Source organism: Massilia sp. 05N420 (assembly GCF_056397205.1).
Genome location: NZ_JBFTMX010000035.1, coordinates 15,761 through 35,933 on the forward strand (window position 1 = coordinate 15,761; position 20,173 = coordinate 35,933).

Here is a 20,173-nt window from a genome sequence, read left to right on the forward strand (position 1 = left end):
GATCCATATCGTGAATTTTACCTAGCTTACAATCTGGAGGCGAATTAGGGAATCCTCCCATGCCGCCATGACCCAGGCGACGAAAGCGTATCGATGAGGAGACTGCTGTGATTTGTTGCTTGCTGAAGCATGTTCCGGCGCGCGCCTGAGGCCGCAGGTCTTGGCTTGGCCACCGCCGGCCTGACCGCGGTGGCGATGCTGGCCTTCGCCGCCAATTCCCTGCTGTGCCGCTTCGCACTGCAGCAGTACCACATCGATCCGGCCGGCTTCGGCGCGGTGCGGCTGCTGGCCGGGGCGCTGGTGCTGACCTGCGTGATGCGGGCGAAGCGGCAGCCGCTGGGCGCGGGCGGGGACTGGCGCTCGGCCGCGCTGCTGTTCGCCTACGTTGCACTGTTTTCCTTCGCCTATGTGTCGCTGGCCGCCGGCACCGGGGCCCTGATCCTGTTCGGGACGGTGCAGCTGACCATGCTGGGCGTGGGCCTGCTGCGCGGCGAGCGCTTCGCGCCGGCCGGCTGGCTGGGCCTGGTGCTGGCGATGGCCGGCCTGGTGGTCCTGCTGCTGCCGGGCGCCGCCGCGCCGTCGCCGCTGGGCGCGCTGCTGATGGCGGGCGCGGGCGCGGCCTGGGGCGGCTATTCGCTGCGCGGGAAGGGTGCCGCCGATCCGCTGGCCGCAACTTTCGCCAGCTTTCTGCGTGCGGCGCCGCTGGGCTTGCTGCTGGCGCTGCTGTTCGCCGCGCGCCTGCATGCGGACGCGCGCGGCGTGTGGCTGGCGATCGCCTCGGGCGCCATCACCTCGGGCCTGGGCTATATGGTGTGGTATGCGGCGCTGCGACGCCTGAGCGCGCTGAGGGCGGCGGTGGTGCAGTTGTCGGTGCCGCTGATCGCCACCGCGGGCGGCGCGCTGCTGCTGGGCGAGGCGTTCACCTTGCGGCTGGGCGTGTCGGCGCTGGCGATCCTGGGTGGAATCGCACTGGTGCTGGGCAGCCGGGCCGGGCGTAGCCGCGCTTGATCGCTCTTTTTTCGCGCATTTGCAACTAACCGACAATGTGCGCCGAGCAAACGAAAAAACGGCAAGCAGGCAGCCGGGGCGGACACCTGGCTGCCTGCTTGCCTGGATAGCCGATCCGGCGGGTCCCGCCGGACTCAGTGCAGACCGATGATCTTGCCCACGCCCGGCCCGCCGTCCAGCTTCCAGCTCAGCTTGCCATTCCCCGCCGCCAGCGCGGCCGGCACCTGGACCTGCATCTCGAAGCTGACGCTGGCATTCGCCGGAATCTGCCCGCCGGCCGCGCCGCAGTCCAGGCGCTGGGTGCTGTCGACGGCCTTGCCGTCCGCGTACAGCGATTGCGTGTAGGCCGGGCAGGCCGCCAGCGAGACCGGGGACGCGGTCGGATTGCTCAAGGTCACGGTGTAGCGCAGGGTGCCGCCGCGGCTGGCCTCGTCCGGCGCGCTCAGGCTGCCCGTCAGCTGGCTGAGCGCACCGGCAGCGTTCATCGCCGCCGCCCGCGCCGCGCCTTCGCCCTGGACGCGATCGAAGCGCATCACGGTGGCGCGGCCGCACAGGGTGTCGATGTGGACGCCGTCCAGGGCCTTGATCCCGCCGCCGGCCAGGGCCAGTTGCAGGCGGCGGCTGACCCGGCGTGCCGGCTTGTTGGCGGCTTCGCAGCTGCCCGGCGTGCCGAGCAGGACGACGGCTTCCTCGCCGGGAGCGAGTTCGATGCGGCTGCTGGCCAGCTGCGGCGCCTGCTCGCTGGCACCGACCGCTTGCGGCGCTTCGCTGGCGGGCTGCAGCTGCAGCCCGGGAAAGCCGGGCAGGGCGCAGGCTTCGCTGCCGGTGTTCAGGATCCGGATCTCCTGGGTTGCCTGGCCGCGCCAGGCCCCGGCCGCGCCGGCGCTGACCTGGACGTCGGCGGCGGCGCAGAGACGTGCGGCGGCGGGGGCGGCATGGGCGCCGGGCGCCGCGGCGAGAACTGCCAGCGCGATGGCGGATGGCGGAAGTGAAAAGCAGCTTGGCATGGTGGCGCTCCTGGATGGCTTCGATAAGTGGACGGTCAGTTGCATACGCTGGCGGAATTCAGGCCGCCGGTCGGGGCCAGCGGTCCGTTGGCGCAGTTGCTGTCGATGTTCAGGGTCACGCCGCCATAGGTCTCGTTGTGGTCGCCCTGGTACTGCTTGAGGCGCTGGTGGTTCGACCATGAGCTGCCGGCGATGCAGGACAGGGTCGAGGTCGACGGATTGCCGTCCCAGTTCGCGGCCCAGATGAATTGCGGCGGACGCGCCATGGTGGCGAGGTCGCTGAACCAGGTATTGCAGGCCGAGCCATAGACGCCGGAGGCCTGGGCCGGCGCCACCGCCAGCTGGTCCACCCAGCCCTGCAGGAACTGCTTGACCGCGGCCTTGCAGGACGCGTCGTTGGAATAGCCTTCCATGTCGTACACGACCGGCGTGCCGGCCGCATTGTTGGTCACGCCGAGGGCGATCAGGGCATTGTAGGCCTTCAGGGCTTCGTCCTTGCCCTGCTGGTAGGCGGTGGCGGTGTCGTAGCTGATGCGGCTGGAGAAGGTGGTGCAGGGCGCCTGCGGGCCGACCCAGATCAGCGAATGGCGCCAGCCCTGGCTGTTGGTGGTGTTCATCCAGGTGGCGGTGAGGTTAGGCTGCGAACAGGCCCGCACCGCGCCGCCGATGTAGACGCCGACGAAGCTCCACGGCGTATTCGTCCACCAGGCCTGCATCTGCGAGGTGGACGGGGCGGCGCAGCTGTCGAAGCCCTTGCCGTTGAATGCGGCGCCGCCGCCGGGATAGGCCTCGGCGGATGGCGCGGCGAAAAGGGCTGCGGCGAACAGGGCCGGCAGCAGCGCGGCGGGCGCCTTGCGGGGCAGGGTTGGCATCGAATGCTCTCCTTGGTGGTGGTGTGGCGGGGCGGCGGCCCCGGCTCAGGCATGGCCGGGATGGCGGCGCAGGAAGTTCGAGAAGGACTCCACCGGCCCGTCCAGGAATTCCGGGTCGAGCGGGAACATGGCCCAGTAATACAGCTCGCGGCCGTGGCAGCTCTGGGCCGGCGCAGTGTAGCGGTGCCATTCCTTGTGCCGAACCGGCGAATACATGCCGTCGCCGTCGCTGAAGTTCGGCACCACGCGGCGCTGGCCGAGCGCTTCCAGCAACGAGGCCGGGGCGCCGCCGTCGAGGGCGATCTCGAAGTGGGCGTTCATGCTCTGCTCGGTCTCGACGGCCAGCAGCCAGGGGTGGGCATCGCGGTCGTACATCAGGAAGCCGGGCGGGGTCTTGAACAGGTAGTGCTCGACGATCTTGTGGCGCGCGCCCAGCTCGCGCACCAGGCCGCAGATGGCGGGATCGTTGACGAAGCTGAAATCGTGCAGCGAGAGCAGCATGCGCAGCGCTTCCGACTGGGCCAGGAAGTAGCCCTCCTGCAGATGGGTGAGTTCCTCCTCCAGGCGGTCGAGGGCGTGGGCGTCGCTCTTGCGCACGTAGCGGTCGATCAGGCCGCGGTTGAAGGCTTCGATCGCGACCCGCTCGTCGGCGACCCCGGTCAGCAGGATCTTCCGGCACGGCAGGTCGCGCACCGCCTCGCAGAACTGGATCCCGTCCATGCCCGGCATCGCGTAGTCGACCACCAGCACCGAGGGCGTCAGGAAGCGCTGGGCGTGGCGGCGGATGCCGCATACCTGCTCGACGTGCAGGGCGATGTTGTAGGGCTGGGGCGCGAAGGTATAGGTGTCGACGCTGGGCGACAGCAGTCCGGCCAGGGCGGCGGGCGCGGCGCCGTGCTGGCGCAGCCAGGCGGTGGCGGCGGTGGTGTCGCTGAAGCCGATGCTGGGGAAGCTCGGGCCGAGCTGGAAGCGCAGGCTGTGCAAGAAGCTGGGACTGTCATCCACGAGGACGGTCATGGTGGGATGCTGGTAGATCGGCAGGTTCATGCTAAGCCTCGTTGACTCGTTCGACTCGGTCGTTGATTGCACGGGGAGGACGCGGCGTCGTGGACGCGTCGGCGGCGCGCCGCGCCGGCGGGAACTCCAGCGCGAACACCGTGTACAGGTCCTCGCGCGAGCGGCAGCGGATCTTGCCGTGCCAGGCATGCACGATGTCCTTGCACAGCGCCAGGCCGATGCCGGCGCCGGTGTTCGCCGGGTAGGAATAGAAGCGCTCGAAGATGTAGGGCAGCTGGCGCGCCGGGATGCCGCAGCCGCTGTCCATCAGCAGCAGGCGCGGGCGCTTGCGGGCGCCGTCGACGATGATCCGCACTTTCCCCTTGCCGGCGCGCTGCAGGGCCTTCAGGGCATTCCGGAGCAGGTTGAGCAGCACCACCGAGGCCAGTTCCTGGCGTCCGCGGAAGGCGAAGTCGCTGCGCACCACCACGCTCACCAGGCGCCGCTGCTCCCCGCTGACGAAGGGATAGCGGCCGATCACGCCATTCACCAGCTCGGCCATCGAGACCCGCTCGTTGGGCGACAGCTGCTGGTTCATGGCCGCCGCCGACATCAGGAACAGGTCGATCATCTGGTTCATGTGGCGCACCTCGAAGCCGATCCGCTCCAGCGCTTCCGGCACGCCTTCTTCCTCGCCCGGTACCGCCCTGGCGATCCCGCGCACGTTGGCGGAGATGCTGATCAGGGGCGTGCGCAGTTCGTGCGAGACCATCGCCAGCGCCTGCGCCATGCCGGCCAGCTTTTCGCTCGCCAGCAGCCGGCGCCCGATCTTGGTAAGGGCCACGATCACGATCGTGAAGACGTAGATCGGCGCCTGCTCCAGCACCAGCGGCAGGGCGTGGAAATCGCCGCTCGCGTTCGGATCGCCCAGCACCACGTACAGCAGGCAGGCGGCCAGCGCGCCAGCGCTGCAGGACAGCAGCGCCCACAGGGAATCGAACTGGAACAGCAGGATCAGCGCCAGCAGCAGCGATTCGCCCCACACTGCCGAGCCGTGGTTCATCAGGAACATGTAGCTGAAAAAGAAGGGCATCACATAGGTGACGCTGATGAACTCATAGGGACGGAGCCAGTTTCGCTTGATTTTGCGCGGGAACAATAATGCTGGAAGGCATAGAACAAAACCGAGTATCCGCAGGCCCGGGCTCTCGAACTTTTGTGGGAACCACATTGTCCAGATGAGGTAGTACGCCGGCATGCCGATGCAGCCGACCCATGCGAGGAAATGCAGCCGCACCACGGCATGCTCGTGCAGCTGGTCCTGGCGCAGCAGCCACGCCAGCAAGGCGGGGCGGGTCAGCCGATAACGCATCCTGATCGGCGCACTGATGTTCGCGATGCTCCTGTACAGCAGATTCTTCACTCGGCAACTCCCGGTCGTCGACCGTCTGTTTTCGATCCTTGTCACTTAACAATTGATCTCACGCAATTGTTGGTTGAGCTTGAAGGAAACTGCTCAGTTCAGATTGATCTCGGTCAAGAGTGCGTCGAGAAGCCGAGCCGAATTTTTGCGTATGGACACAATGAAATTTTTCCTGGAGATAAAAAAATGACACTACTGACCAAAGCCCAAAACCATGTCCGCCCCGCAGCCCTGCGCATGCCCGCCTTCGTCACCCGCCGGATGGACGAACACCACGTGAACCGGATCGAACAGCTCATGGGCGGCGAGCACGTCCATGTGTGGAAGCGCCAGGGACCCGGCGCGGTCATGTTGGCCGGTAACGATTACCTCTGCCTGGCAAACGAACCGGCGCTGCTCCAGGCCCAGGTGCGCGCCCTGCAGGGCAAGGCCGGGCAGAACCTGATGTCGGCCGTCTACCTGCAGGCCGGCAGCCGGCAGCACCGGCTGGAAGAGAAGTTCGCCGAATTCATGGGCGCCCAGCAGACGGTGCTGGCGCAATCCGGCTGGGCCGCGAACGTCGGGCTGATGCACAGCATCGCCGAGCCGGGCGTGCCGGTCTACCTCGACATCATGGCGCATGCCTCGCTGTGGGACGGGGTCCAGCTGGGCGGGGCCAGGGCCGTGCCCTTCCTGCATAACAATATGGAGCACCTGCAGCGCCAGTTGAACAAGCACGGCGCCGGCGTGATCGTGGTGGACGCCCTGTACAGCACCGACGGCAGCCTGGCGCCGCTGCACGAGGTGCTTGCCCTGGCCGAGAAGACCGGCAGCGTGCTGGTGGTCGACGAATCGCATTCGCTCGGCACCCACGGTCCGCGCGGCGCCGGCCTGGTGATCGCCGCCGGACTGGAAGACCGCGTGCACTTCCGTACCGCCTCGCTGGCCAAGGCCTTCGCCGGCCGCGCCGGCATCATCACCTGTTCGAGCCGCTTCAAGGGCTACTTCCTGTCGGAGTCGCGCCCGGCGATCTTCAGCTCCTGCCTGCTGAACCACGAGCTGGCCTGGTTCGACGCCGCCATCGATTTCGTCGAGCAGGCCGACGTCCGCAGGGCCGGCCTGCGCCGCATCACCGAGGAAGTGCGCAGCGGCCTGGAACGGCTCGGCTACTGCGTCGACGAGGGCAGCGAGCAGATCGTCGCGCTCGAAGTGGGCACCGAGCCGAAGACCCTGGTGCTGCGCAAGGCGCTGGAAAACCGCGGTATCCAGGGCGCGGTGTTCTGCGCCCCGGCCACGCCCAAGAACCGCGCGCTGGTGCGCCTGACCCTGAACTCGGGCCTGACGAAGCGCGAGATCGCGAAGCTGCTGGACGCCTGCGCCGACATGCGCGACGAGGTCGACCTCGAGAACTGGACCTCGACCGTCCGCCGGCGCCGCGTGCACTGACTCGGAAGGCCAGGAAGTTGGCTCCTAAAGGCAGGCACAAAATCGTGGAGGGCTGACGCTTTCGCTTACGCTTATACAAAAGACAAGAAGGAGACAAGCGTGAGCGACAAATACAGGCTCGTTGGGCCGATCTACGACTGGCTGAGTGCCTTCTACAGCGGGAAGTCGATCCACAAGTGCAAGGTGGCGATGCTCGATCGCCTGCAGCCGGGCGACCGGGTGCTGTTCGCCGGCGTCGGCCACGGCAGGGATGCGGTCTACGCGGCGGGCCGCGGGGCCGAGGTCACCGTGGTCGACCTGTCCGAGACCATGCTGAGGAAGTTCCAGGCCAACCTGGCGAAAGAGGGCGTGCAGGTCTCGATCCGCCAGGTCCACAGCGACATCATGCAGGTGGAGGAGTACGAGCGCTACGACATGGTGGTGGCCAACTTCTTCCTCAACGTCTTCCACGAGGACATGATGGTGAAGGTGCTGCAGCACCTGATCCGCCTCGGCCGGCCGGGCGCGCGGGTGGTGGTGGGCGACTTCTCCTTCCCGACCGGGAACGTCCTGAGCCGGCTGGTGAAGACCCTGTACTGGTATGGGGCGGTCGGCTTCTTCTGGCTGTTTGCCGGGAACGCCTTCCACAATATCTACAACTATCCCGAGTGGATGAAGAAGCTCGGCCTGCGGGTGCAGGAGCAGAAGCACTACAAGCTGCTGCTGCTGGACTGCTACTGGTCGGTGCTGGGCGAGAAGCCGGACCTCGCATGAGCGACGCCGCTCTCGCGCTCACCCGGCCGCTCGCTCCGGCCGACGCCGACGCCCACGCCGAGCTGGCCAGGCGCGTGGCGTGGCTGAAGGAATATGGCAGCCACCCGATGTCCTTCTCGACCATGCAGCCGGACATGGCCTACTTCGAGCTGCCGGGCGCCGGCTATATCGCCTATGCCCAGTACTGGGGCATGCAGTTCGCGCTGGCCGATCCGGTGTGCGCGCCGGAGCAGCGCGCAGTGCTGATCGACCGCTTCCTGGAGCGCTTCCCGCACGCCGTCTTCGTCCAGGTGAGCAAGGCGGTGGTCGACCACCTGCACGGACGCCACGGCTATTACGGCACCCAGTTCGGCAGCGAATCGAAGATCGAACTCGCGGACTGGAGCCTGCGCGGCGCGCGCAAGCAGATTGTCCGCACCGCGGTCAACGGCGCCAGGAGCCAGGGCATCGAGATCCGCGAGGGCGGCTTCGACCATGAGGTCAAGCGTATCTCGGAAGCCTGGATCCGCACCCGGCGCTGCAAGAACAACGAGATCCGCTTCCTGATCCGGCCGATGATCATCGACTACCGCGAAGGCACGCGCTACTTCTACGCCTACGATGCCGAAGGCGAGGCGGTCGGCTTCATCTTCTTCGATCCGATCTACCGGGACGGCCGCCTGGCCGGCTATGTGCCGAACATCTCGCGCTCGTCCGCCAACTTCCGCCAGGGCCTGTGGTACGCGCTGATGGCGCATGCGCTGGCGGTGTTCCGGGAAGAGGGCGTGCCTTACGTGGACCTGGGCCTGGTGCCGCTGCAGGTGGATGCCGCGATCGAAGCCCAGGAGTCGAGGGTGCTGCGCGCCACCATGTCGCTGATCCGCGAGCGCATGGACTTCCTGTACAACTTCAAGGGACTCGAATTCGCCAAGTCGCGATTCCAGGGCCGCATCGAGAAGACCTACTGCTGCCACCGCAACGCCATGCCGGCGCTGGCGATGACGGCCATGTTCCGCCTCACCCGGATCATCTGAACCATGACCAACGAATTGAGCGTGCCGGCCGCCTTGTCCGGCAAGCGCATCCTGCTGACCGGCGCCACCGGCTTCCTGGCCAAGGTGGTGCTCGAAAAGCTGATCCGATCGGCGCCGGAGGTGAAAGGCGTGATCCTCCTGATCCGCGGCGGCGAGGCCGGCAATGCGCGCGAACGCTTCCAGCGCCAGATCGCCACCTCTTCGATCTTCGATACCCTGCGGGCCGAGCGCGGCGCCTGGCTGGAGCGCTTCTTCGATGAACGGCTCGAGTGCGTGACGGGCGAGGTGACGCAGGACTGCTTCGGCCTCGGCGCCGAGCGCTTCCGGGAACTGGCCGCACGCACCGACCTCGTGATCAACGCGGCCGCCAGCGTCAACTTCCGCGAGCCGCTCGACGAGGCCCTCGACATCAACACCCTCAGCCTGCGGCAGCTGACGGCGCTGGCGCGCGCGGCCGGGGCGCCGCTGGTGCAGGTCTCGACCTGCTATGTGAACGGCTACCGCCGCGGCGACATCCTCGAAGATTCCGCCGCGCCGGCCGGGCGCGCCGCCATCGGGCGCGACCGCGAAGGCCAGCACGACGTCGGGGCCCTGGCCGGTCGTCTGCGCCGCCGCATCGAGGCGGTAAAGGCCCGCCACGCCGATCCGCAGGTGCTGGACCGGGAACTGACCGCGCTCGGCATCCGCGAAGCCAAGCGCCACGGCTGGAACGACACCTATACCTTCACCAAGTGGATGGGCGAGCAGGTGGCCATGCAGGGCATGCGCGGACTCCCGCTGACCATCGTGCGGCCGTCCATCATCGAGAGCACGCTGCGCGATCCGGCGCCGGGCTGGCTGGAAGGCGTGAAGGTGGCCGACGCCGTGATCCTGGCCTATGCGCGCGGCCGCACCAGCTTCTTTCCGGCGCGCCCGGCAGGCATCATCGACGTGATCCCGGCCGACCTGGTGGCGAACGCCATCCTGCTGGCGGCGGCCGAAGCGCTGGCGGGGCCGGTGGGCCACCGCATCTACCAGTGCTGCAGTGGCGCCTCTAACCCGATCCTGGTCGGGGACCTGATCCGCCTGCTGCAGGACGACGCCAGGCGCAACTGGCGGCAGTACGACAAGCTGTTCCACAAGGAGCCGAAGCACGACTTCCGGGTGGTCGGCAATCTGCGCTTCCGGCTGGCGATGGCCGGCGTGGCGCTGGGCGCCCTGGCCTGGAGCGGCCTGCGCCGCCTGGCCGGCCAGCCCGGCGAGACCCCGGCGATGGAAAAGCTGCGCACCACCCGCCTGCTGGCGATCACCTTCTCCTTCTATGCCCAGCCGCGCTACCGCTTCGACAACCGTGGCCTGATGGCGCTGGCGGCGCGCTTCGGCCAGGAGGATCGGGCGACGTATCCGGTCGATCCGCGCGCCATCGACTGGGAGGATTATTTATGCAGGGTGCATATGGCGGGACTGAACCGCTATGCGCTCAAGCGCAAGGAGGCGAGGGCGGCTGACAGCCTTGCGCACGCCAGCGATACCGCCGTGGACACCCGGTCCTATCCGGCGCCGGTGGCCGATTCCCCTTGAGGTCGTCAGCGCGAGAGTAGCTGTTTGTGCACCTGTTTGAATCCAGCCACCGGCTGGATTTTTATTTGGCGCTTTTGAAAAGGTGCTGTTTTAAAACGGGAAATAGTTCCGGCGATTAATTGTGAAGTTATCGTTAAGCAAAAAAAATGCCATGTCGAGGCATATTTACGACGTTTTCGTCGGCGGAGTTTAGTAACATGTGCTCGCAGTAATGAGTTAACCAATACTTAAAAACGCAGTCGGCCTAGGGGAACGAGATGGGAGATTACTCGGTAAACTTTGCGGATCTATTAAGTACCGGACTTGCAAACCATAAGGGATCGAATCATATTTCCCGGTCAAGGAAGTCGAAAGGAGATCAACGGCGGGCAATCCCGCCAGGCATTCGACACCACGACGGAGGAAAATGGATCGATTGTATTTCGACAATACAAGAATCTGAAAGGCGACGTATCGCCGCGGACCTTCACGATGGACTGGGACAGGTGTTGACAATGCTCGCAATCGAATTGCGCAGCGCAAAGGCGACGGCTGCAGGTTCTAGTGGATTCGTTCCCGCGCTCGGCCTGGCCCTCGATCACGCATGTTCGAGCGCGCGCCAGGCTATCGACGAGTTGCATCGCACGGTCATGGACCTGTATCCGTCCATGCTCGACGACCTGGGCCTAATCGCCAGTATTTCTTTTATCCTGAGGGAAGCCCGCGAAGCGTATCCGCAATTGCAGGTCGATGCGGACATTTCGGTATCCGACAATGACGTGCCGTCCGCGCTGCGGATCGTCGCCTTTCGCATCCTCCAGGAGGCGGTGAATAATGTTCTGAAGCATGCTGATGCGCATCTCTTGACGGTGGTATTTTCTGCGGGAACGCAGCACTTGTCGCTGGTGATTGCGGACGATGGCGCCGGCATCCCGCAGTCGCGCATGCCCAAGCGCCGCCTGTCCTCAGGCATTGTCGGCATGATACGCCGCGTTCACGATTCGGGCGGCGCAATCGACATCACGAGCAGCCCGGGAAAAGGGACCAGGATCGGCGTGGAATGGAATATCGCAGCACTCTGTTGATTACTTTGTTTCAGCGATGAAAATGGCCGCACTGCGGCCATTTTCATTTTCCGGAACGGTAGTTTCGCCTACCTTGCATTACGCTCCCGCGTGCGTAGTTTACCTCCCTTTCAACTGCAACCTTCGCCTCCCTGTGCCGCCTCATTCCTTCCGCCATACTGGTTTCGTGCAGCCATTACCCGATGCCGCCGTATTTGTCCAAATCGGCTTTCGTAAAACTAAAGGGTGCCTGGGGAGTGAACATGGATATGCTTATATTTTTCGGCGCGGTTCCCGGAAGGGCCAGATGCCTGCTATTGACGGCATTCGCGCTTTTGCTGGCCTTCCTGTGTAATCTTGCACAGGCGCAAACGAATCCTTTACAGGTGACCGTCAAGGGAGTCGATCCGAGTGGCGCAATTACCGAGGTAAAGAGCTATCGCTGGACCGTCGAACAGGACGTCAGCAAGGACTCGGTACCCGGGCAACACGCGACGCGCGACAATTATTCCTTCAGCTTCCATTCCAGCTATATGCCGGTGATTGCGGCAGGTAAAACCGTCGCCGGTACGCCTGTCACGGGGAATGATTGCACCGATACCGGCTCGGTAGCGTGCCTCGACCCGGACCGCAAATACATGCCGCTCCCGAAACTGGATCCTGCCAAGCGTTACTACATTTCGATCCTGCCGGACGACGGATATGCGATGGGTGGTGCGGCGATTCCCGCCGGCGCCACCTCGGTCACGGTCTACGTGAACAAATATCCACTGCCCGCAGCGCAAATATCGGTATTCGTCTTCAACGACAACAGTCCTTTGAATGCGGCGCCCGACCTGCCGCAGGAACAGGGACTCGCCGGGTTCACCATCCTGTTGACGGAGGCGGGCGGCACCTATGGCGCCTCCGGCGGCCAGGTCACGCAGGACGCCTTCGGCAACCCACTCGGCACGACCTACAAGACAGCCTGCGCGGCCGGTGAAACGGCCGTGGCGGGCTATTGCTATGTCAACGGCAAGCCGGTGATGCTGGCGCGCGGCAGCGGGATCATCAAATCGGGACCCGACGGCGTGGCGAATATCCGCAACCTGTACCCGGCAAAATACACGGTCCAGGTGGTGCCGCCGACCGGCACCGACTGGCAGCAGACCACCACCATCGAGGGCACCAAGGGCGATGACGCCTGGGTGCGCAATGGCGAACCGCCGTTCTTCCAGGAGTTCGGACCGCCGGGGCACCACGTCTTCACCGGGTTCACGCACAAGGGCTTCCTGGCCAAGAACGGAACGACGCCGGTCCTGAACGGCACTGCCACCATCACCGGCAAGGTCGTCAATATCCATAACTCGCGGCCGCCTGACTACAGCTTCCATGACGGCGCACCGTTTCCGGGTTGCTGGGTCGGACTGAACGAGTCGACCGGCACCCGGCGCGCCTTGTATGCGACGCCCTGCAATGCCGACAGTAGCTTCTCGATCCCGAAAGTGCCGGCCGGTACCTGGGAACTGGTGGTATGGGACGAGGCCCTGGACCTGATCATCGCCACGGCGCCGGTCACGGTCGCGCCTGGCGCCACCACCCTGGCGCTGGGTAACGTGCCTGTTTTTAACTGGTTCGCACGCTTTGAAGGCAGAGTGTTCTACGACAGCAACGGGGACGGATTCCCGGATGCGAGCGAAGTCGGCATCGCCAACCAGGCGATGAATATCCGCTTCCGCGACGGCAGCATCTACCAGTCGACCGTGACGGACTCGAAGGGTGAATTCAAATTCAACGAATTTTTCCCGTTCTTCAATTGGATGATCGGCGAGGTCGACTATTCGCGTTTCAAGGCGACCGGTGCGACGATCGTGGTCGACGCCGGCGGCGAAGTGCCTGCCCATAACGGCTGGACGACGCCGTCCTTCAATCGCCTGACACCGCAGCTTTACACCTGTACCCAGGAAGACGTCGACGCCAATACCGGCGGCAGCCCCAGCCTGTGCCAGTCCGTCGGACAGACCAAGCCCTATCGGGTGGAGCATGGGGTCGTGCTGCTGGAAGGCATGCAGGCTTTCCTCGGCCAGACCAACCATATCGAATATGGCAAGAAGGCCTATGCCGGCCAGGAGAATGGCGGCATCGCCGGCATCGTTCAGTATGGCATCACGCGGGCGGAAGACGATCCGAAGAATGCGACCGCGGAAAACTGGGAGCCGGGTATTCCGCGCGTGCAGGTCAACCTGTACCTGGACTGCGACGGCGACGGCAAGCCGGACCAGCCCAAAGCGGCAAACGACGGTACCTGCGAAGCTCTGAGCAGCCAGGGCTACGTGTACGATCCCCCCGATGTCGACAATTACCCGTTCTGCTGGCGCGACCCGGAGTCCTGCGGCCTCCCCGCCAACGCGCCTTCCAGGGGGCCGGAGGACGTCAAGCGCAGCAAGGTCGATGACGCAGGCAAGTTCAGCTACGGCGACGTCGTCAAATGGGGCGCCGATCCCGACAACGGCAACCAGCCCTATGTCGGGCTCGGCAAGACCGATGGCTGGGACGACGCGCTGCCGTCCGAATGTCCGGGCGACAAATACAAGGTGCCATATGGCCCCGATGCCGGCAAGCCGCTCGACTGCTATGACGGCCTGCGTAACTGGAACCAGGCCCGTCCGGCCGTGTTCGATGGCGGCTATGCCTTCGGTAGCGTCGCAGGTCAGGCCAATCTGCCGAATGTGAAGTACATCGTGGAAGCCGTCGCGCCCCCGGGATATTTTCACCAGGGTAATGGCGACAAGAACGTGGTGTTCGGCGACGTGATCACGCCGACGCCCCAGGCCGAGCCTTTCCCCTGCGTTGGACGCGACCTGCCGGTGCCGCAGTACCTGAGCCTGTTCCAGGGCCCGGACCAGCTACAGCCGAATCCGATGTACAAGGCTCCCGGCCAGACCTGGAAGAAGTGCGACATGAAGCTGGTCGACATGCAGCCGGGCCGCAATCCCGCGCCCAATTTCTACCTGTACACGGAAGCGCCGGTCGCCGGACATGGCGTCGGCTTCATCCTCGACGACCTGTCCAGCGAATTCGACGTCAATGCGCCCACCTTCGGCGAAAAACATGCGCCGCCGCACTTGCCCGTCTCGCTACTCGACTGGACCGGACGCGAGCTCGGCCGCGTGTACGCGGACGAATTCGGCTCCTTCAACTTCCTGGTGCCCTCGACCTTCACGATCAATCCGCCGTTCCCCTCCGGCGTTTCGCCGAGCATGATGACCTCGTGCATGAATTCCCCGGGGCCGATCCCCGACCCGAGCGGCGCCACCAATTCCGACGGCAGCCCGAAAATGGTGATCGACCCGTATTTCGACCGCCGCTACAGCCAGTTCTGCTATACCTTCCAGTACTTGCCGGGCAAGACGACCTACCTGGATACCCCGGTGGTGCCGGTGGCGGCCTTCGCCGGACCGTCGCAGAATCCGGTCGACTGCGAGTTCGGCGACGGCGTGCCGATGATCTACAGCGTCACCGGCAGCGGCAACAGTGGACCCTGGGTGCCCGCAACGGGCGAGCGCACGCTGACCATCGTGTCGGCCGGCAGCATCGACGTGCTCAACCCCTACTATGACCCGAACGACGGTTCGGCGCGCCTGATCAAGCGCGATTTCGGCTTCGGTTCCGCCAACGCGGGCAACAAGGTCACCCTCGGCGGCGTCGAACTGCCGGTAGTGGGCAGCTGGTCCAATGACGTGCTGGTCGTCAAGGTGCCCGCCAACGCCGTGACCGGACAGCTGCTGGTCTACCGCGCCGGCGTCGTCTCGCCGGTCGGCCTGACCGTGACCGTGGGCGGGGCGACGCCCAAATACGTACCTGCCGGCGGCAGCATCCAGGCCGTCATCGACGCGCCGACCACCAACGACGGCGACCTGATCATCGTTCCGCCAGGAATCTACAATACGCCGGTCATCGTCGACAAGAAGGTGCAGCTACAGGGCTGGGGCGCCATGTCGACCATGATCAACGCCGCCAAGCTGGCCAACGACACGCTCAAGAAATGGCGCAAGCTGATCGACCGCAAGATCGACGCCACCCCGGCCAGCCCGCCGGTCATCGATCCGGACACCGGCGTCAACACCCTGAACGCCGGTCCGAACCGCACCTTCGACCTGCTGCCGGGCCAGTCGCTGGGCGGTAACCTCAGCGAAAACGAACCGATCCTGTTCGGCGCCGACGAAGCGCCGGGCATCCTGGTGGTCGGCAAGGCGGCATCGAGCGGAAGCGGCAACGGTCACTTCAACGCGACCAATCCGGCCCGCATCGACGGCTTGACCGTGACCGGCGCCGACGGCGGCGGCGGCATTCTGGTCAGCGGCTATGGCCGCAACGTGCAGATCGCGAACAACCGCATCGTCGGCAATTCCGGCACCTACGCGGGCGGTATCCGGATCGGCCACGTCGACCTGCTCGACCAGAACAATACGGCCTACGGCGGCTACACCGATTCGGTCGATCCGAATGCGAACATCCACCATAACTGGGTGGTGCAGAACGGCGGTACCGAGGCCGGCGTCGGCGGCGGCATAAGCCTGGGCAATGGCGCCAGCAATTACCAGGTCGTGAACAACCATGTGTGCGGTAACTTCAGCCTCGGCCACGGCGGCGGCGTGGCGCAGCTGGGCCTGGCCGACGGCGGGATGATCGCCAACAACAGCATCATCTTCAACCAGGTCTTCAACCAGTCGGCCAATTCGACCGGCGGCGGCGTCTTCATCGGCGGCGCGCCGCCGGTGGACGCGGGCGCCCTGTCGGCCGGTACCGGCTCGGTCAGCCTGCAGCAGAACCTGATCCAGGGTAACAATGCCGGTTCGGGCGCGGGCGGCGGCGTGCGCCTGGCGCAAGTCAACGGCCTCGACGTCAGCCGGGCGCCCAACAACGAGAACAGCTGGAACAGCGTCACGATGGTCAACAACATCATCGTCGACAACGTCTCGGGCTATGCCGGCGGCGGCGTGGCGATCGTCGATGCGCTCAAGGTGAATGCCTCGAACAACACGATCGCCTTCAACGACACCACGGCCACCTCGCAGGAAGCCTTCGCCCATCCGGGCGACCCGCAGTCGAGCCCGCAACCGGCCGGCCTGGTGTCGCAGGGCAGCAGCGCCGGCCTGGTCGCGGCCATCCAGGCGAACAAGCGCAACCAGTACCTGTTCTCCAAGCCCATCCTTGCCAACAACATCCTCTGGCACAACCGTGCCGGATGCTGGGCCATCACCGGCAGCGGGGCAGGGGAGTTCGGACTGTTCGACGCCGCCGCGAATGGCGGCTGCAACACGGCTTCGCTGATGGGGGCGAACCCGGTCTACGTCGACCTTGCCGTCATCGGCAGCGCGAACCAGGGCACATTTGGCGCCAAGTACGTCGACAGCGGCAAGGACAAGCTGAGCCCCGATCACAGCATCCTGTCGGCACTGCTGGGAAGCGGCGGCTACGACAACAACGGCAACCTGGCGGTCGATCCCCTGTTCGTGGCGAACTACCCGAACGGCGACCGCAAGCCGACGCCCTTCATTCCGGGCTTCTCGACCACGATCGATACCGCCGCGACCAGCGACGAGGGCGGCAACTACATCGATATCCGCTACGGCCCGCTGACCCTCTGGAACTGCATGGGCAGCGACGGCAAGGTGAAGTCGCCGCAGAGCGCCGCCAACTGCACCCTGTTCGGGGACTATCACCTGCAGGCATCCTCGCCGGCGATCGACAAGGGCCTGAGCCGTACCGGGTCGAACGGCGTGCCGGCGGTGGACTACGACGGCGAAGCCCGAACCGCGCAGAAGATCGACATCGGGGCCGACGAGGTCGGCGCCGGAACCTCAGGGCCGCCGGCCGCGGCGCCGCAGCTGTCCCTGCTGGACAACTTCAACCGCGCCAACGCCAACACCCTTGGCGCCAGCTGGAACCAGGCAGTGCTGTTCGGTGCCGCCGCGATCCGGGTGAACGCCCAGCAGGCAGCCAGCGCGCTGCTGCCCGGCACCGCGTTCTGGAGTGCGCCGTTCGGCGCGAACCAGGCCGCAGCCCTGACCCTGGGGACGGGCACGCTGACCGGCACCGGCCTGCTGCTGAAGGCTTCCGGCAACTTCGTGCTGGGCACGTATACCAACTACGTGAGGGTCCGCTACAACGCCGGTTCGATCCTTGTCGACACCACCACCAATGGCGGCCTGTCGTTCGCCAACACCGCGACGCTCGCCAGCGGCGTGACCCTGGCGGCCGGCGACACCCTGCTGGCCCAGTGCACCGGCGCCGGCGTCGTCAACGTGTGGAAGGTCCAGGCCGGGGTGCCGACCCTGCTGGGAAGCGCGACCCTGCCGACGACCGGAACCACCGCTTTCGTTGCCGGCGCCGGACGGATCGGCATCACGGAGCCGGGGAACGCCCGGATCGACGACTTCGCCGGCGGCACCGTGCCCTGATGCCAACTGGTCCCATGTGAAGGAGCGTATCGTGAACGTGAAGATCATCAGCAAACTCGGTGGGCCGGCCTTGCTGGCGGCCCTGGCCGCCCTGCCCGGGGCAGCCCGGGCCGGCGTATTCGTGCAGTGCCCTGGCGATACCAATGGCGACGCCAGGTGGACCGGCAGCGAAGTCCGTCCTCCGAACACGGTGTGCAAGCACCTGACCGGCGGCGACGGCTTCGTCACCATGGCGGACGGGCGCCAAATGTATACCTTCGGCTTCGACGAGGTGACCGGCACCCTGGCCAAGGATGTGGTGCTGAACCTGGCGCGCGCCAATTTCGTGGCCCCGCTGATCGAGCTGAACGAAGGCGACAAGTTCTACCTCACGCTGAGCAATGTCGGCATGGTGGCACGCCCGGACCTGTTCGACACCCACAGCGTCCACTTCCACGGTTTCGCCAACCAGGCGCCGATATTCGACGGCGTCCCGGAAGGGGCGCTGACGGTCAACATGGGCGCCAGCGTGACCTACTTCTACAACCTGAACGAGCCCGGCACCTATATGTACCACTGCCACGTCGAGGCGACCGAGCACATCGAGATGGGCATGCAGGGCCAGCTGTTCGTCAAGCCGAAGCAGGACGGCACCAGCAAGACCTACAAGGGCAAGACCTACAACAAGTTCGTGTACAACGACGGCGACGGCTCGACCGGCTACACCAAGGCTGTCGCCCTGCAGCTGACGGCATTCGACACGGCGACGCATGAGGCCGATTTCGGGATCCAGCCAATCCCCTTCAACCAGATCAAGACCATCTACCCGATGATCAATGGCCGCGGCTATCCGGACACGGTGAATCCCAATCCTCTGCCGCCGACCCAGGTCGACCCGTATACGGCCGGCACCACCTTCCAGTCGCAGAAGACGACCGCGCTGGTGACGCTGAACCGCAGTACCGAAGGTTCGCGTCTGCTGCTACGTCTGTCCAACCTGGGGGTGGCCGACTACTACACGGTCACCGCGCATGGCCTGCCGATGACGGTGGTCGGCGCAGGCGCGCGCCAGCTGCGCGGGCCCACCGGCAAGGACCTGTACTACGACACGGCCTCGGTCACGCTCGGCGGCGGCGAGTCGGTCGAGGTGATGATCGACGCTTCATCGGTGCCGGCCGGCACCTATTTCTTCTATACGACGAACCTGAACTTCCTCAGCAATAACGAGCAGGACTACGGCGGGATGATGACGGAGATCGTGATCACGGGAGATGCGACATGAACTTCGCCAACATCGCGCGGCGGGCGGCCGCGATCGGCTTCTGCGTCGCCGCACTGGCCGGCAATGCCCAGGCCAAGATCGACGGCATCAGCGGCAGCGGAGCGGGAACCCCGGCCAGCCCGCGCACCTTCAACCTGGTCGCCACCGACGCCAGCCTCGTGACCGGCGACGGCAACACCGTCTACGCCTGGGGCTATGCCGACGCCGCCACCGGGATCATGCAGTATCCCGGGCCGACGCTGATCGTCCAGCAGGGCGACACGGTGACCGTCAACCTGGTCAACCAGCTCCCGGTCGACGGACTTCCGGTGTCGGTCGTCTTTCCCGGCCAGATCGGCGTGACCGCGGCCTGCGCGGCGCCGGCGCCGGCCTGCGCGGACGGTGTCCTGACCAAGGAAGCGGGGCGCAACGGCAGCGTCAGCTATACCTTCGTCGCCGGCCAGCCGGGAACCTACCTGTACCACAGCGGCTCCCAGCCGTCGCTGGAAGTGGAGATGGGCCTGCTCGGCGCGCTGATCGTCCGCCCGGCCGGCTTCGATCCGTCGGCGAAGGCCACGCGCAAAGCCTACAACCAGGCGGGTACCGAGTTCGACCGCGAGTTCCTGCTGCTGCTGACGGATATGGATGCGGCCATGCACGACACCGTGGCGAGCCAAGTGCGCAACCGCCAGCCGGTCAGCGTCGACACCGCCAGCTTCTTTGCCACCATGTGGTTCATCAACGGCCGCAATGCGCCCGACACCCTCTTGGGGGCCGGCGTGCCCTGGCTGCCGAACCAGCCGTACAACGCCGCGCCGATCATGCACCCCGGCGACAAGGTCCTGGTGCGGGAGCTCAACGCAGGCCGCGACCTCCATCCTTTCCACCATCACGGCGCCCACATGCAGCCGCTGGCGCGCGATGCGAGGGTGCTGGAAAGCGCGCCCGGCAGCGGCCCGGACCTGGCCTCGCCGGACTTCACGATCCGCAGCATCCCCGGCCAGACCGCCGACCTGATCTTCGAGTGGACGGGCAAGGGCGTCGGCTGGGACATCTATGGCACCGACAATGCCCATACCTGCGTGCCCGACGCGAGCGGATTCAGCCCGACCCACGAATGGTGCGCGGACCACGGCAAGCCTTTCCCGGTGATCCTGCCGAACCAGCAGGACGTGGCCTACGGCGAGTACTACAGCGGCAGCCCCTACCTGGGCAAGTTCGGCGTCCTGCCGCAGGGCCATCCCGGGCTGAGCGAGAACGGCGGCTATTTCCACATCTGGCATTCGCACAATGAAAAAGAAATCACGACCAATAACGTGTTTCCTGGCGGGATGAAGACCTTCCTGATCATCGAAGCACCCGACGTCGCGATCACTGAGTGAGGGGGCGG

The 20,173-nt window shown here is 65.7% G+C and carries 12 protein-coding genes and 1 pseudogene; 9 read left to right on the top strand and 4 right to left on the bottom strand.

All coding sequences use genetic code 11. From position 1 onward, the window contains the following. Positions 1-129: 129 nt before the first annotated feature. On the top strand, positions 130-1,008 hold the full coding sequence (locus tag AC1DIX_RS20285; protein ID WP_477326877.1) for a DMT family transporter: 879 nt from the start codon (positions 130-132) through the stop codon (positions 1,006-1,008). Between the two features lie 134 nt (positions 1,009-1,142). Here AC1DIX_RS20285 and AC1DIX_RS20290 read toward each other — a convergent pair whose 3' ends face one another. Genes AC1DIX_RS20290 through AC1DIX_RS20305 form a run of 4 tightly spaced genes read right to left on the bottom strand, consistent with a single transcriptional unit; the run spans position 1,143 to position 5,306 of the window. Beyond that, the gene (locus tag AC1DIX_RS20290) at positions 1,143-2,015 is read right to left on the bottom strand and encodes a DUF4232 domain-containing protein (protein WP_477326879.1); all 873 of its coding nucleotides are present in this window, start codon (positions 2,013-2,015) and stop codon (positions 1,143-1,145) included. Positions 2,016-2,050: 35 nt separating this feature from the next. Continuing rightward, the gene (locus AC1DIX_RS20295) at positions 2,051-2,887 is read right to left on the bottom strand and encodes a DUF1906 domain-containing protein (RefSeq protein ID WP_477253336.1); all 837 of its coding nucleotides are present in this window, start codon (positions 2,885-2,887) and stop codon (positions 2,051-2,053) included. 45 nt (positions 2,888-2,932) lie between these two features. Continuing rightward, positions 2,933-3,934 (bottom strand): response regulator, encoded by a 1,002-nt coding sequence (locus AC1DIX_RS20300; RefSeq protein ID WP_477326881.1) that lies wholly within the window; start codon positions 3,932-3,934, stop codon positions 2,933-2,935. Position 3,935: 1 nt separating this feature from the next. Continuing rightward, the gene (locus AC1DIX_RS20305; protein ID WP_477326883.1) at positions 3,936-5,306 is read right to left on the bottom strand and encodes a sensor histidine kinase; all 1,371 of its coding nucleotides are present in this window, start codon (positions 5,304-5,306) and stop codon (positions 3,936-3,938) included. A 186-nt stretch (positions 5,307-5,492) separates the two neighbouring features. Here AC1DIX_RS20305 and cqsA point away from each other — a divergent pair, with 186 nt between their 5' ends. The 8 genes and pseudogenes from cqsA (at position 5,493) to AC1DIX_RS20345 (ending at position 20,165) form a co-directional block, all read left to right on the top strand. Next, positions 5,493-6,731 (top strand): alpha-hydroxyketone-type quorum-sensing autoinducer synthase, encoded by a 1,239-nt coding sequence (gene cqsA / locus AC1DIX_RS20310; RefSeq protein ID WP_477326885.1) that lies wholly within the window; start codon positions 5,493-5,495, stop codon positions 6,729-6,731. 96 nt (positions 6,732-6,827) lie between these two features. Further along, a pseudogene (locus tag AC1DIX_RS20315) lies at positions 6,828-7,484 on the top strand (class I SAM-dependent methyltransferase); the annotation flags it as partial. Beyond that, entirely contained in the window at positions 7,481-8,497 is a 1,017-nt protein-coding gene (locus AC1DIX_RS20320) for a DUF2156 domain-containing protein (protein ID WP_477253342.1), read from the top strand. The pseudogene AC1DIX_RS20315 and the gene AC1DIX_RS20320, both read left to right, overlap by 4 nt. Before the next feature lie 3 nt (positions 8,498-8,500). Then, a complete protein-coding gene (locus tag AC1DIX_RS20325; RefSeq protein WP_477326887.1) occupies positions 8,501-10,057 on the top strand; it encodes a fatty acyl-CoA reductase in 1,557 nt (518 codons plus the stop codon). 257 nt (positions 10,058-10,314) lie between these two features. Continuing rightward, entirely contained in the window at positions 10,315-11,121 is an 807-nt protein-coding gene (locus AC1DIX_RS20330) for a sensor histidine kinase (protein WP_477326889.1), read from the top strand. Positions 11,122-11,486: 365 nt separating this feature from the next. Then, positions 11,487-17,543: a choice-of-anchor Q domain-containing protein gene (locus AC1DIX_RS20335; RefSeq protein WP_477326891.1), complete on the top strand. Its 6,057-nt coding sequence runs from the start codon at positions 11,487-11,489 to the stop codon at positions 17,541-17,543. A gap of 31 nt (positions 17,544-17,574) precedes the next feature. Continuing rightward, on the top strand, positions 17,575-18,804 hold the full coding sequence (locus AC1DIX_RS20340) for a multicopper oxidase domain-containing protein (protein WP_442123257.1): 1,230 nt from the start codon (positions 17,575-17,577) through the stop codon (positions 18,802-18,804). Beyond that, positions 18,801-20,165 (top strand): multicopper oxidase domain-containing protein, encoded by a 1,365-nt coding sequence (locus AC1DIX_RS20345; protein ID WP_477326893.1) that lies wholly within the window; start codon positions 18,801-18,803, stop codon positions 20,163-20,165. The genes AC1DIX_RS20340 and AC1DIX_RS20345 overlap by 4 nt, the downstream gene beginning before the upstream one ends. Positions 20,166-20,173 lie beyond the last annotated feature (8 nt).